A 13970-nucleotide genomic window follows, 5' to 3' on the forward strand; every position below is an offset into this window, starting at 1 on the left:
TTAATTATATCCTGCAAATATAATAACCATATATCCCGGAAAAAAGTTTGATGAAATAATAATTTTTTTCACATCACACCATATCTTCACCCGTATGTATTACAGGCACGCGTACAGTCTTATGAAAAGGAATGAAACGGGATATGACGGCGATAACAAGAGTAACCGCAAACAACCATTCCAGAATGTGTTTCAGAGCCAATAGTGTAGATTGTTGCTGCAGAATATTGTTCATCGTATTTGTCGCCAGTTGTGTGGCCTCGTTTATTCCATATCCTTGTTGCAGATTGCCTGTCAGTGCCGATGAATAGCGTGATGCGGCAAGAGGGTCGGTCAGTGTGATATTCTCGGCCAGCTGCACCATGTATTTTTGCTGTAGCCGGTATAATGTATTGCTGTAGAAAGCCGATGCCATGACAGGTGTAAGTACCGACCGGAAAGTGATGAGGAAAAACGCGTTCGACAGCAGGTATTTGGGTGGAAGATCCTCTACCGCAAAAAGCGCAAATGCTATTATAAGAGTGAGCATTCCCAGACCACGCATGAAGAGAGGGAAAAACAGCATCTCGTATGTACTGTCGGGTGAGATGGTGAAATACAGTGACCCGAAGAAAAACGCAAAGCATGCCATGCCTCCGGCTATTAGAAACCTGAAGCGCCATCTTTGCCAGCGGAACCACCAGAAACATATTATGGCACCTACTATATATCCGGGCAACAGCCATATATAGAGTGTATAGCTGTGCGTATTGTCAACTTTCAGTATGGTGGTGAGATAGCTTGTCATCAGATTAGTCGAAGTACTGAAAAACATTATCAGTATCATATAGAAATATCCCAGTATGGCTTTCCACTGCAATAACGGTTTCAGGCTTACGTATGGCTTGGGCGAATGGAACTGTTCCCATATGAACAGGGCAAGCAGGAACGGCCCGATGGCTATATACAGGCAAATCCTCGACGATGCCATCCAGTCGAGTGTCTTGCCGTATGTTATTACATATATCAGCATCAGTATGCTGGTGGATATTATAAGCATTTCGCGAAGATGCAGTTCGCTCAGCGCTACAGGTTTCGAAGGACGGTCGTGGCGTAGAAATACTATGATGGCAACAATGGCCACCAGCAACAGTATCATCATGAAATAATACATGTATTTCCAGTCGTAATGATATGCCAGGAGTGCTGTTACTACCATTGACAATTGTCCAGCTCCGAAAACCAGAGGATAGAAGTACGCATAGAATTCGCTGCGCACATCATTGGGGCTGAATATGAATTTTATTCTGCGTATGACCCACAGCATGATGAACCCTTTCAGGAAGCCTATGACGAAACTTGAGGCTATAAGCAGTTCGATGTTGTTCTGTCGCGCGCAAAACCAGCTCAAAAAGAATTGTAAAGTCAGGTCTGCCAGAAGCAGGGATTTCGATGAGAAGGCGTTCAGAATTTTTGGTACGATGGGGTAGGATATGGCCATTCCTGCCGAAGCGGCATAATATCCTATGGTTATATCCTCGGTATATACGCCCAGGGTGTTCGATACTTCTACTATGCTTCCCGTGTAAGTCCCGTTAAGCATTGCTACAGGCAGTATAATCAGGAATACTGTTATTACTCCTATATAGTCGGGCACCCAGCGGCGTATCGGAATGTCTAATTCGCGTGCAGTCTTCATCGTTTCTTCAATGCTTCGGTTTCAACCATCATACCGGCGCGTAACTGACTCATGCATTCGTCGCTTACGTCGTCAAGATCAATCCTGACAGGTATTCTCTGCTGTACCTTAACGAAATTTCCGGCGGAATTGTCGGTAGGTACAAGTGAATATTTTGAACCTGTGGCTTCGGATATTGCCGTAACATGTCCGTGAAGTATTTTCCCCGGCAGTCCGTCAACCTTTATTCTTACCGGCTGCCCTATGTATATGTTTTCTATCTGAGTCTCACGATAATTGGCAGTAATCCATTTGCCTGACTGTCTGACAATGTATGACAGAACTTGTCCTGCACTTACGTATTGTCCGGGCTCAAGTGTGCGCCGTCCCATGTAACCGGAGTATGGAGCAGTGACTACAGTATATGAAAGGTTCAGGTTTGCCAGATCAAGGGCAGCTTCCGCACGAAGGATACTTGCCTCAGCATTTACCTGTTTTTTGTTTGCCTCGTCATATTGTGATCTTGCCGCTTTTTTTTGGCTTAACAGTGCTGTGTATCTGGCCTGCGCAGCTTCGTAATTGGCTTTAGCCACGTCGTATTGCTGTCGTGGCACGGACTCTTCCTTCAAAAGCCGTTCGTATCTTCTGAAATCCTGTTCGGACTGCCATAACTTAGCTTTTGCTTCCGCTATGTTGGCTTCCTGTTCCGCTATGCGGGTGTGCGATGTCTGTATGCCCGATGTAAGTACATCCTTCGAGCCTTGGGCGTCAAGAAGTGCCGCACGTGCCTCTTTCTGGCGTATCAGATATTCGTTGTTGTCGAGCACTACCAGTGTGTCACCTTCGTTTACGTATTGGTGTTCTTTGAAACGTATCTCGCTTATGTATCCCGACACGCGTATATTTACCGGTGCGATGTATTGATCTACAAATGCGTCATTTGTTATTTCATAACTGAAATATCTCCTGAAATAGTTTACTGTCCATATAAGTCCGGAGACAGCTATTATCAGACATACCGTATTGAGTACGATGTTACGCAGTTTTTGTTTTCTCAAACGTTTGTATTTGTTATAGACAGACATGGCTTTATATATTTCCTATTGCTCGTTGTAGTTCATAATAAGTATAAATCACTCTTGTGCGTGCCGTAGTGAGTTCCAGTTCGGCATTAAGACGTAGATTGTCGGCATCCAGCAGGTCTGTGAGGATTGCAAGCTGGTTAAGATACCTGTTGTTCATAATCCTGTAATTCTCTTCAGCCTGTTTCACTGACAGCCTCAATACTTCCACTTGGTTTATCGCCTCGTGGTGTTTCAGCAATGCGGCATTTATGTTAGTGCGGATATGCTGTTTTTGCTGTTCCTCGGCATTCCGGCTCAGCATTACTCCACGGCGCGCTTCGTTCATGCGATGTTTGTATTTGTACAGCGACGACAATGAATAACTGACCGACAATCCTATGTTCCAGTTGTTGTTATACATATCTGCCAAGGTTCTTGAAACCGGTCTTGCCAGAGTGTTTGAAGCCGTGAGTGAAAGTTGAGGCATTTTTTCAGCCTGTACTATTCTGACGTTGTTCTGTGCCAGTTCAGTCTGCTTTTGCAGCACTTGTATGTACGGGTCGGAAAAGAAAGCCTTGTTTACGTAGTCCGTATATGATTCTGTCACGAAATCCTGTCCCAGTAAAGCTGTATCAGGTATCAGCAGCAATGTCTCGTCCAGACCTAGCAGGATGTCCAGCTGCTGTGAAACCAGACGTATGTTGTTTTCTGTTTCCGTAAGCGACAGCCTGTTTTCTGTCAGTTGCATTTCGCTTCTCAGCACATCGTTATTCGTTATCAGACCTTCTTCCTCCATGCGTCGGATGTCTTTCAGTCTTCTTTTTGATTCGTCTATGTTTCTGTTCAGCACCATGCATTGTTTGTACAGACTGAACAGGCTGAGATATTGTTCCAGAAGTGATAATTTAATGTCGGCACAGTTTGTGGCTGTTTGCAGTATTGCCACTTCATGTTCAATGTTTGCCTTGCGGACATTGTATTTTATTCGTCCTCCCTGATATAAAGGTTGTGTGAAGTCGATGGCATAATTCTGTTGCCAGTCCGGTGTCTGCGGACGGCTTGGATTGCTCAGTCCGTTTTGCCACACAATGGGTTGTCCCAGGAAACCTCCCTTTAATCCTATCCCGATGTCGGGTAGTTTTGCCATATGTGCAGTCTGTGTACGTTCGTATGCCATTTGTTCTTTCAGCCTGTCGGCAGAGAGTTGCAGGCTGTTTTCCGTTCCCAAATCGAATAGTTGTTGCAGCGATATATGCATAGAGTCGGTTTGTGCATGTCCTGTTATTGCATACGCTGTGGTCATCAATAACGGTAAGATATGTCTAGTAAGTTTCAATGGCATGTTGGAGTTCTTTTAGCAGTATTTCTGTCTGACGTATTTTTTCTTTTCCAATTATATCTTCAAGCCTTTTGTAGTAATCGTCCAGTTTCGGTGCTATCCATTGATGGAATTTTTCACCTTCTTCCGTAAGAAAGACTAGTTTGTTACGCCTGTCGTTAGGATTTTCCTGTCGGCATACATAACCTTTTTTTTCCAGATTGGTCATCAGATTTGTCAGGCATGCCTTGTCTTTAGCCGTTCTTTCCGCCAGTATCTGCTGGCTTATGCCTTGTTCGCTCCACAGGCAGCTCATAATCTGCAGCATTTCGAATGTTATTCCTGCATTTGACTCTTTCAGCAGTTTCTGCATCGCCTGTCGTGATGCCATACGTGTACGGATAAGTTGCAGGATACATGCCCTTGAAATAACTTTTTCGTTTTGATTCATCGAATTAAGTTTTTGTATTCGCGCTACAAAAGTAATTCTTTTTATTCAATTAGTCAAATATTTGACTAATTTTGCCGACTGATATGTTTTGAAGTGGAATATTTAGAATTAAATAAGCAATGAAATCTAATTCAGACAGAATTTGAACCACGGGCTGAAGCCAAAGACCTGACCCTGCGCATTACCGGATGCAGCGACATCATTCTGATGGGTGACCGCAACCGGCTGGTACAGATCGGCAACAATCTGCTGTGCAATGCCATCAAGTTTACGGAAAGCGGTACGGTAGGACTGGACATTCGCCGGCTTTACCAACGTGCCCTACAAGAGAGAGAACGGTAAGTTCGTAACTGACGGTACGACCATTTATTTTGACGACACCGAAACGAAGACCTTCATTCCACATACAGCTGCCCCGGCGCAAGCGTCAAGCCGGAGCTGCCCATAGACAGAATGGTGCGACGGCCGCTTTCGCAGGCGGCAGCACAAAACAAGCGTTCTTTAAAAGATTGTATAGGAAATAGAATGATTATTGCCGGAAAAGGGTTATTTTTGTTAGCGTAATCAAAAGAAAAAGAATACTATGGCAAAGAAATCGACCCTCCAGGTGAAAGGTACCACCATCAGGACCTTGCAGCATAATGGCATTGACTATATCTGCATCACGGACATCGCTCGCCAGAAAAATCCTGCCGAGCCTAAAGACGTGGTGAAGAACTGGATGCGACTGAAGAACACGCTGGAATACCTCGGACTGTGGGAGCAACTAAACAACCCCGCGTTTAAAGGGGTCGAATTCGACCCCCTTCTGGCAGAAGCGGGCAGCAATGCATTCACCATGAGTCCTTCAAGGTGGGTGGAACTGACCGGAGCGGTTGGCATCCTCTCGAAAAACGGTGCCGGAGGCGGAACGTATGTACTTGAATTATCAAACCATTATAAATAGAATAATTATGGGAAAATACATCTGTCAACGCCCTATACATCCGGGCGAACTGCTGAAGGAAGAGACCGAAGAACGCAAGCTCTCGCAGCGCAGATTGGCCGAGCAGATGGGCATCTCCTACAAGGTATTGAATGACATTCTCAACTGCCGCGGGCCGATTACTACGCAGACAGCGATGCTTTTCGAGGCAGCTTTGGGTATCAGTGCTTCGCTACTGATGCGGATGCAGCTTGATTGCAATATGCAGCAGGCGGCTGCAGACCCCTCTTTTATGGAGCGTCTGAAGCAGGTACGCAAGTATGCCGCCATGCTGTAGCTCACGTTACATAGAAAGTTTCTTGTCCCGCTTCTCCTGATAAAAGGAGAAGGTGGAACAGGTCTTTTGGATTGATAATAGCCCGTGCCATATTGAAAAAAGCCAATATGCTGTAAGTATGAGATTTCTGTTAGTTGCTGGTGAAGTGGAAGAATAAGAAAAGGCAATCACTAGACTAAAAAGATAAGAAATAAACAAAAGAATCAAAATATTACACTGTCTTTCCCAGGAACACCCCGACAACGGACAATGCTCCCAGTTGTTCCATTTTTCGTTTCAGCTGCCTGAAACTTTCTCCGGTAGTGAGTACATCATCCAGCAGGACAACATTCTTGCCTTTAATATACCGCCGGGTGAATTGCAGGTTTCGCAGTATATCCTTATCCTTTCCCTTTCCTTTCAGTTGTTCGCGGTCTTCTTCTATCCATATAGCCTTAAAGCCGTCTGCAATGCCCAGCCATTTGTCTTCCGGCTTCCGTCAGGCACATGCCGATTGTGAGAAAGGTTGTGTTGGAGGTTATTGAAAAGCGAGATAAGAGAATAAAAAACAGGAGCCTTCGGCAGATTTACTTTGCCGGGGGCTTCGTGCTTTAGGAATGTAAGGAAGGAAAAGAGTGAAAATCATAAAGGCCTAAGAAAACGAAAAAATATATGCTGGCAGGGTTATATCTAATTAATAAGTTTTATATTTGCATATACCTCACATTTCAATTTGTAATTTTATGAATTTTGAACAGCTGTGTTTTACAACGTTTTGTGTCGGCAGTCTGGCTGATGCTTTGAAAATGAGTGCAGGTAAAGTATATGGTATGTTGCGCTCATCTGGTATTCTTACTGAATATCTATTACCGGGATATGAGGTGCTACATACATTCAGTAAAGAATATATTGTGGACGACTTGATTTCATATATGAAGGAGAAAGGAGTTTTGGAATGAGACTGTATCATGCTTCGGACAGGGTGATAGAAACTCCCGATGTATATCATTCACGTGAACATCTGGATTTTGGCAAGGGCATTTATTTGACATCTATACGCATTCAGGCAGAAAAGTATGCACAGCGTTTTTTATTGCGTGGCAAGCGTGCTTTTGTCAATGAATATCTGTTGGATGAGGAGTTGTCAGGCTATGTTGTGAAAGTATTTGAAAGTTATGATGAAGAGTGGTTGGATTACGTTGGTAAATGCCGTAAGGGACTTAATGAAATGATGTACGATATTGTGGAAGGAGGTATAGCCAATGATAAAGTATTTAATACAATAGATTTGTTTTTCTCAGGAGCTATGAGTAAAGAAGATGCGCTTGGCAGATTGGCATATGAACATCCCAATCATCAGCTGTGTATATTAAATCAAGATGTACTTTTACACCATTTACATTTTATTGGGGCGGAAGAAATAAAAGCAGAAGGAGGTGAATATGTTGGCTGATAAAATAGTATTGCAGATGAAATATGCGCGTATTGTCCGCTTATTTGCAGATAAGTTACAGATAAAATACGAAGATGCGCTTGCCTTCTTTTATGATTCTGAAACTTATAAACTTATAAGCAATGGAGTTGCTGATATGCATTGCCTTAGCGATGAATATCTTGCCGATGAATTGCTGATGGAATGGAAAGGAAATAATCCTTCTGAAGTCCACCTTCAGGTGAACTGATAACTTCTTTATGACTTTTATACCGTAAGTATGGGGCTTCGTGCTTTTTTGGGGAAAATGGTTAGGCTTGTAAATATATAACTTATACCAAAATCGGACAATTTGCCGCTGAGAGAGGTTGTATCGGCAGTTATTGAAAAGTGAGATAAGATAAGCGTATTATTAAGAATGGTTTTATTGGCGTCCTGACAATTTAGTTGGTTATCTGTTGTTTTATTCGTACTTTTGTGTCCGTTTTATAAAAGGATAGGAGACTATATGTTGTCAGTTAAACCTCAGTTTTGATTGGTGCTGCTGCGTCAGGAAGCGGAAAAACTACGTTTACGATGGGACTGTTGCGCGTTCTCAAAAGAAAGGGAATGTGTGTACAACCGTTTAAATGCGGTCCAGATTACATTGACGGAAAATTTCATACAATAGCCGCCGGTAGGGAAACTGTAAATCTGGATACTTGGATGGCTTCTGAATGTCACGTGGGTGAGGTTTATTATCATTACGCTAAAGACGCGTCGGTGTGTGGTTGAAGGTGTGATGGGCCTGTTCGACGGTTATGACCGGCCGAAAATAGCTTTGGCGAAGGATGCCGCTTTCAATTTTATTGTCATGGCCAGGTTCGAGATGCAAAGGCAACAATGGCAGGAAGAAAAATGGTTGAAATTTTCTTACAAAAGAAAGAAAAAAGATTCTGATCAATAATAATCAAATTTAGAAATCAATGACTATACATATCAAACGATTACACCCTTTGATGCTGGCGGGCACAGGCAGTGATGTTGGTAAGAGTGTTCTGGCAACGGCATTGTGCAGGATTTTCCTGCAGGACGGTTATCGTCCGGCTCCTTTCAAGGCACAGAATATGGCTCTCAATTCGTATGCCACTCCTGAAGGTCTGGAGATAGGCAGGGCGCAGGCTGTACAGGCGGAGGCTGCAGGTGTGCCGTGTCATACGGATATGAATCCTCTGCTGCTGAAACCGAGCTCGGATCATACATCGCAAGTGGTATTGAACGGAAAGCCTATAGGTAACCGCAGTGCATACGAATATTTCCGCAAAGAGGGAAGGGACGAGTTGCGCCGTGAGGTATGTGCTGCTTTCGACAGACTGGCGGAGCGTTATAATCCTATAGTGATGGAAGGTGCGGGAAGTATCTCCGAAATTAATCTTAGGGATACAGATCTTGTCAATATGCCGATGGCAAGGTATGCCGGTGCGGATGTAATTCTGGTGGCTGATATCGACCGTGGCGGTGTGTTTGCCAGTGCTTACGGCTCTATTGCATTGCAGTTGCCGGAAGACCGCAAGCGCATAAAGGGAATAATAGTAAATAAGTTCCGTGGCGATTTGCGCCTGTTTGAATCGGGCATGAAAATGATGGAGGAGACTTGCGGTGTGCCGGTGCTTGGCGTGATTCCTTATTATAAGGAAATCTATATAGAAGAGGAGGATTCTCTGGAATTGCAGCAGAAACAGCGTGCGGCAGTAAGCGGAAAGGTTAACATTGCGGTCGTCCTGTTGCGTCATTTGTCAAACTTTACTGATTTCAACCGTTTGGAGCGGGACGAGCGTGTAAATCTGTATTATACCAATAATACCGAGGAGATAAGCAAGGCTGACATAGTGATATTGCCTGGAACAAAAAGTACTCTGGATGATTTGCTGGAACTGCGCCGGAACGGAGTGGTCGAGGCTGTAGTCAGGGCGGCACGAAACGGGGCAACCGTTTTCGGTATCTGTGGAGGTTATCAGATGATGGGACTGTCTGTAGAAGATCCGGACGGTGTGGAAGGAGGAATAAGCCGTTTGCCGGGACTTGGACTGTTGCCTGTTTCTACTGTCATGCTGTCGGAAAAGGTTACACGCCAGACTGAATTCAGATTTCTGGATAAGGACGGAGATACCTGCAAAGGATATGAGATTCATATGGGACAAAGCATTTTATCGGCTGACAGTGATGCAGTTCCTTTGAATTATCTGCAGGATGGAACAGCCGAAGGATGGAGAGTGGGAGAGAAATGTTTTGGTACGTATATGCATGGAATATTGGATAATGAAGCTGTTGTCAATTATCTGTTGGCGCCTTATACAGACATTGAAAAAGGGAATATATCCGATTATCTATCATTTAAGGAAGAACAGTATGACAGACTGGCTGCTCATGTTCGTTCGCACATAAATATGCCATTGTTGTATAAAATACTTTCAGATAATGATTAAAGGACACGGTGATGATATTTTTCAGTACAGGAATGGAATCCGTATGAATTTCAGCTCGAATGTTTATGGAAATGTTTCTCATGACGGGCTTAATGCCTATTTGTGCAGTGTGATATCATGCATACGTTCTTATCCTGAACCGGAGCCATATTCCCTGGAAAGATTGTGGGCGGAGCAACTGGATATTGTGGATGCTTCGATTTGTGTCACAAACGGAGCTACCGAAGCTATTTATCTTATAGCCCAGGCTTTCAGGGAAAGCCGTTCGGTAATTCTGATGCCTACATTCAGCGAATATGCCGATGCGTGCAGGTTACATTCGCATGAAATCATAAAGTCATATTCTTTTGAGCGGATGGATATTTTCGGTTGCGACATATGCTGGATATGTAATCCTAACAATCCTACGGGGAAAGCCGTGGATGTGGATGAGCTCCGTAAGATGATAGTCAATAATCCGGGATGTCTGTTTGTAATAGACCAGTCGTACGAGGCTTTTACTGCAGTCCCATTATTGTCGGCCAAGGAAACTGTTATGTTGCCGAATGTGCTGTTGCTCCATTCCATGACAAAGCATTTTGCCATTCCGGGGCTAAGGTTGGGTGGAGTTACCGGAAATCCGGAACTGATAAACCGCTTGAAGAAGTGCAAGATGCCGTGGTCTGTCAATGCTCTTGCCATATCGGCAGGCCATTATCTGCTGACTCATCATGATGAGTTTGAAATCGATTTGCCTGCGTTGCTCCGTGAGAAAGACCGTGTGGCTTCTGCTCTGGAAATGACAGGGGAGATGGATGTCATGAAATCGGATACTCACTATATGCTTGTGCGCCTGAAAAAAGGTAAGGCTTCGGAACTGAAAACTTTCCTGGCAGTGGAAAAAGGAATATTGATTCGTGACGCTTCGAATTTCGATGGACTTGATGAACGTTTCTTCAGGATTGCCGTACAGATGCCTGAAGAAAATGATGAACTGATTAATTGTATTAAAGAATGGATTTGCATACGTTGAATGTATTGTTACCGTTACTGGCGGGAGTAGTGTTGGACAAGTTGTTGGGCGACCCTCTTTGGCTGCCTCATCCTGTGATAGGTTTCGGAAATATGATTCGCTTTTTCGAACATAGACTGAATAGTGGACGTTTCCGTCGCATAAAGGGAGCGTTCACGGCCTTGCTGCTTATAGCGGTTGTTTTTATAGCCTCCTATTTCCTCTTGAAATATGTTTCTTCATGTAGTAACTGGGCTGGTGTGCTTCTTTCGTCAGTCGCGGTGTTCTATTGTCTGGCAGGAAAAACATTGATAGACGAGGTCAGGATGGTATTCGACGCTATGGAAGTGTCGCTTGAAAAAGGCAGGAAGCAGGTTGCACGTATTGTAGGCAGGGATACAAACGAGCTTGACGGTCAGGAAGTACGTGCCGCTGCATTGGAAACTCTTGCTGAAAATCTGAGTGATGGGGTGATTGCTCCGTTATTCTGGTTCATGCTGCTGGGTGTACCGGGCATGCTGACTTACAAGATGATAAATACCCTTGATTCGATGATAGGGTACAAGAATGAACGCTATAGACTGTTTGGATATTGTGCGGCAAAGATTGACGATGCCGCCAATTTTATACCGGCACGTATCACTGCTTTTCTGATGGTAATGGCTTCCGGACGTCCGTCGCTGTTGAGATTTGTGCTTCGTTACGGGCATGAACACGCAAGTCCTAATTCCGGTTATCCGGAGGCTGCGCTTGCCGGTATCTTGAATTGCCGTTTCGGAGGACCTCACAATTATTTCGGGGAACTGGTGTATAAACCATTTATCGGCAGTAACAATCGTAAGTTTGTACGCGAGGATGTCGATGTGGCCATCCGTATAAACAGAGTTTCCGAAGTCTTTATGATCGTCATTGTGGCTGCCGTGGTTTATATGTCGTCAGGTGTTCTTCCTGTCTCGTAGTCGGGTATCAGAACTCCATCTCTACAATTTCACCATAAGAGGGCTGTTTGCTGAATCCGTTCTCGAATGTTGCCATACCGGCATAAATCATAGCACATACTATGCTTCCGCCGTGGGAGAAAACCACGATTTCGTTTTCTTCCTTTTTAAGAATGTCATCAATAAAGGATGATATCCTGGAATATTGCATCTCCAGAGATTCGCCGTTAGGTGCGGGAAGATGGAGGTAGTCGTCTAACCACCGGGACAGATATGGATCGTCTATCTCGTCATAACGCTTCATCTCCCAGTTGCCGAAATTCATCTCCATAAGCCGCGGGTCATGGACAGCTTCCTTGAAGCCGCAGAACCCGGCAAGCCGTGTGCAGCGTGAGAGTGGACTGGTATATGCTTTCTGGAATGAGTATTTCTTTAGCTGTCCGGCGCATCTTAATGCCTCTTCTTCAAATGAAGCTTTTAACGGTACATCAGTCTGGCCGTAACATGTTCCCGGGATTACATCTGGGGTGGTATGTCTCACCCATACTATTTTCTTCTTTTTTCCTGTACTCATCGTATTTAGGTTTTTATCGGATCAATCCTGAAACTATTGCAATGGAGAACCACATTGACAGTTCACATATCAGAAATGACGCTCCGCAACAGTCGCCTGTATATCCACCCAATCGTTTTCGCAACAGGTGTTGTATATAGATAAATACCAGTATCGGAACCGGCAGTGTTATGAAGAAACTGTGAGACATGAATACAAGCGGAAGCAGTCCTCCGATGGCTGATGCTGTTTCTTCCTTATAGTTTTGTCTTGAGTATATAACCTTGGCTTTGCTTTCTTCTTCTTTACGGGCGTAAGGCAGTAGCCATAATATGTGACTGCATACGAATTTACAGAAAGAATCGCAGCATAGCAGTATAAACGGAGTGTATGACGGATTTATGGAACTCAGGAGCTGGTACCCCAGAAGATAGTATATGATTAATCCCAGTACACCGTATGTACCGATATGGGAGTCTTTCATAATTCTGAGAGTGCTCTCCCTGTCTCTTCCGCCTCCAAAGCCGTCGAAAAAATCGGCAAGTCCGTCTTCATGCAATGCTCCGGTTATGAGAAGACGGACAGTAAGCGCCGCTATTACCGCTATTGGGACCGGAAGTATCTGGCTTATACCCCAGAAACATATCGCCATGATACCGCCCGTGAGCCATCCGCTGAAACTCCAATAGCTGACTACATGTTTGAAACATTCGTCCGGTACGCTTTTGATTTTCCAGAACGGCAGACGGGTAAAGAATATAAAAGCTGCAAGAATCTGATTCATTCCGATAGTCTTTTTTAGTCTTTAGAGTTTAAAAGTATTTTGTTATAGACGCTTTTTTGAATGAGTCCATCTCATTTAGCATTCTGACTGCAGAATCTACTATAGGGTAGGCACAGACAGCTCCGCTTCCTTCGCCCAAACGAAGATTGAGATGAAGCAGCGGCGATGCTTTGAGATGTTCCAGCAGAATACGGTGACCGGCTTCGTCACCCTGATGACCGAAAATTGCGTATTGCAAAACTTCAGGATAAAGTTGCGAAGCAGCAAGTATGCAGTTGCTCATAATGAATCCGTCAACAAGGATAATCATCCTGAGTTCGGCGGCTTTAAGCATTCCTCCTATAGCCATTACCATTTCGTATCCTCCAAAACGGCAAATGATTTCTTCGGCAGTGTGCTCTCCCTTGAAATTGTCCTGTGCCTGTTTCAGGACCTGATATTTGTGCTCAATGCCTTTGGCATGCAGTCCTGCTCCGGCACCGATACATTGCCTCAATGGTATATTCGCGAAAGATGACATCCAAAGTGATGAGGCTGATGTGTTTGCTATACCCATCTCGCCGAAGCTTACTATGTTGCATCCTTTATTATGGGCCATTTCCACGCATTCAGCTCCTCTCTCTATGCACAGTTCCATTTCTTCTTTGGTCATTGCCGCCTCACGAAGATAATTGCGGGTACTCTTTCTTACCTTCATGTTGATTATTCCACGGTCATAAGGCAGGTCATAATCTACTCCGGCATCTACCAGCATCAGTTCAAATCCATGCTGTCGGCACAGGAAGTTTATTCCAGCACCACCATCCAGGAAATTATATAGTTGCTGCCATGTTATTTCTTTTGGAGAGACGCTAACTCCTTCTTCCACTATACCGTGGTCGCTGGCAAACAGAATGTTGTATGGATTGCTTAAACGTGGAGAAAGTGTATGCTGGATCATGCAAATCTGTTTGGCAAGCTCTTCTAGTCGGCCCAAAGAACCTTTTGGTTTTGTAAGATTGTCTATTTTGTCGATTACTTCCAGTTCAAACTGCGGATCGTGTATTGGTTTGATATTAAACTCTTTCATTTTCTGA

The 13970-nt window shown here is 44.2% G+C and carries 15 protein-coding genes and 1 pseudogene; 9 read left to right on the forward strand and 7 right to left on the reverse strand.

Going from position 1 to position 13970, the window contains the following annotated elements:
- Positions 1-73: 73 nt before the first annotated feature.
- Genes NW213_RS05050 through NW213_RS05065 form a run of 4 tightly spaced genes read right to left on the reverse strand, consistent with a single transcriptional unit; the run spans position 74 to position 4490 of the window.
- On the reverse strand, positions 74-1678 hold the full coding sequence (locus NW213_RS05050) for an MFS transporter (RefSeq protein WP_258322031.1): 1605 nt from the start codon (positions 1676-1678) through the stop codon (positions 74-76).
- A complete protein-coding gene (locus NW213_RS05055; protein WP_258322032.1) occupies positions 1675-2742 on the reverse strand; it encodes an HlyD family secretion protein in 1068 nt (355 codons plus the stop codon). Before NW213_RS05055 ends, NW213_RS05050 begins: the two co-directional genes overlap by 4 nt.
- Positions 2743-2746: 4 nt before the next feature.
- Entirely contained in the window at positions 2747-4024 is a 1278-nt protein-coding gene (locus NW213_RS05060; protein WP_375338113.1) for a TolC family protein, read from the reverse strand.
- A 19-nt stretch (positions 4025-4043) separates the two neighbouring features.
- Complete coding sequence (locus NW213_RS05065; RefSeq protein WP_154042911.1) at positions 4044-4490, reverse strand: MarR family winged helix-turn-helix transcriptional regulator; 447 nt, start codon at positions 4488-4490, stop codon at positions 4044-4046.
- Between the two features lie 583 nt (positions 4491-5073).
- On the opposite strand from NW213_RS05065, the gene NW213_RS05070 reads away from it, so the two are divergent.
- The 9 genes and pseudogenes from NW213_RS05070 (at position 5074) to cbiB (ending at position 11578) form a co-directional block, all read left to right on the forward strand.
- A complete protein-coding gene (locus NW213_RS05070) occupies positions 5074-5436 on the forward strand; it encodes a KilA-N domain-containing protein (protein ID WP_154042910.1) in 363 nt (120 codons plus the stop codon).
- 7 nt (positions 5437-5443) lie between these two features.
- Positions 5444-5752, forward strand: a complete 309-nt coding sequence (locus NW213_RS05075) for a HigA family addiction module antitoxin (protein WP_258322033.1) — start codon at positions 5444-5446, stop codon at positions 5750-5752.
- Between the two features lie 722 nt (positions 5753-6474).
- Entirely contained in the window at positions 6475-6690 is a 216-nt protein-coding gene (locus tag NW213_RS05080) for a DUF3791 domain-containing protein (RefSeq protein ID WP_118525515.1), read from the forward strand.
- The gene (locus NW213_RS05085) at positions 6687-7184 is read left to right on the forward strand and encodes a DUF3990 domain-containing protein (RefSeq protein WP_258322034.1); all 498 of its coding nucleotides are present in this window, start codon (positions 6687-6689) and stop codon (positions 7182-7184) included. Before NW213_RS05080 ends, NW213_RS05085 begins: the two co-directional genes overlap by 4 nt.
- The gene (locus NW213_RS05090; RefSeq protein ID WP_154043076.1) at positions 7174-7413 is read left to right on the forward strand and encodes a DUF3791 domain-containing protein; all 240 of its coding nucleotides are present in this window, start codon (positions 7174-7176) and stop codon (positions 7411-7413) included. The genes NW213_RS05085 and NW213_RS05090 overlap by 11 nt, the downstream gene beginning before the upstream one ends.
- Before the next feature lie 326 nt (positions 7414-7739).
- Positions 7740-7971: pseudogene (locus NW213_RS05095) on the forward strand (cobyrinate a,c-diamide synthase); the annotation flags it as partial.
- A 157-nt stretch (positions 7972-8128) separates the two neighbouring features.
- Positions 8129-9628, forward strand: a complete 1500-nt coding sequence (locus NW213_RS05105; protein WP_258322035.1) for a cobyric acid synthase — start codon at positions 8129-8131, stop codon at positions 9626-9628.
- A complete protein-coding gene (locus tag NW213_RS05110; RefSeq protein WP_258322036.1) occupies positions 9621-10640 on the forward strand; it encodes a threonine-phosphate decarboxylase in 1020 nt (339 codons plus the stop codon). The genes NW213_RS05105 and NW213_RS05110 overlap by 8 nt, the downstream gene beginning before the upstream one ends.
- Entirely contained in the window at positions 10622-11578 is a 957-nt protein-coding gene (cbiB, locus tag NW213_RS05115) for an adenosylcobinamide-phosphate synthase CbiB (RefSeq protein ID WP_258322037.1), read from the forward strand. The genes NW213_RS05110 and cbiB overlap by 19 nt, the downstream gene beginning before the upstream one ends.
- Positions 11579-11585: 7 nt before the next feature.
- On the opposite strand, the gene cobC is transcribed toward cbiB, so the two are convergent.
- The 3 genes from cobC to cobT are packed head-to-tail and all read right to left on the reverse strand — an operon-like array spanning position 11586 to position 13963.
- The gene (cobC, locus tag NW213_RS05120; protein WP_258322038.1) at positions 11586-12131 is read right to left on the reverse strand and encodes an alpha-ribazole phosphatase; all 546 of its coding nucleotides are present in this window, start codon (positions 12129-12131) and stop codon (positions 11586-11588) included.
- A gap of 13 nt (positions 12132-12144) precedes the next feature.
- Positions 12145-12894: an adenosylcobinamide-GDP ribazoletransferase gene (locus NW213_RS05125; RefSeq protein ID WP_258322039.1), complete on the reverse strand. Its 750-nt coding sequence runs from the start codon at positions 12892-12894 to the stop codon at positions 12145-12147.
- Positions 12895-12922: 28 nt separating this feature from the next.
- Positions 12923-13963, reverse strand: coding sequence for a nicotinate-nucleotide--dimethylbenzimidazole phosphoribosyltransferase (gene cobT / locus NW213_RS05130; protein ID WP_258322040.1), 1041 nt, complete (start codon positions 13961-13963; stop codon positions 12923-12925).
- Between the last annotated feature and the right edge of the window lie 7 nt (positions 13964-13970).

It is taken from the genome of Bacteroides sp. ET336 (assembly GCF_024733815.1).
Classification (GTDB): Bacteria; Bacteroidota; Bacteroidia; order Bacteroidales; family Bacteroidaceae; genus Phocaeicola; species Phocaeicola cellulolyticus.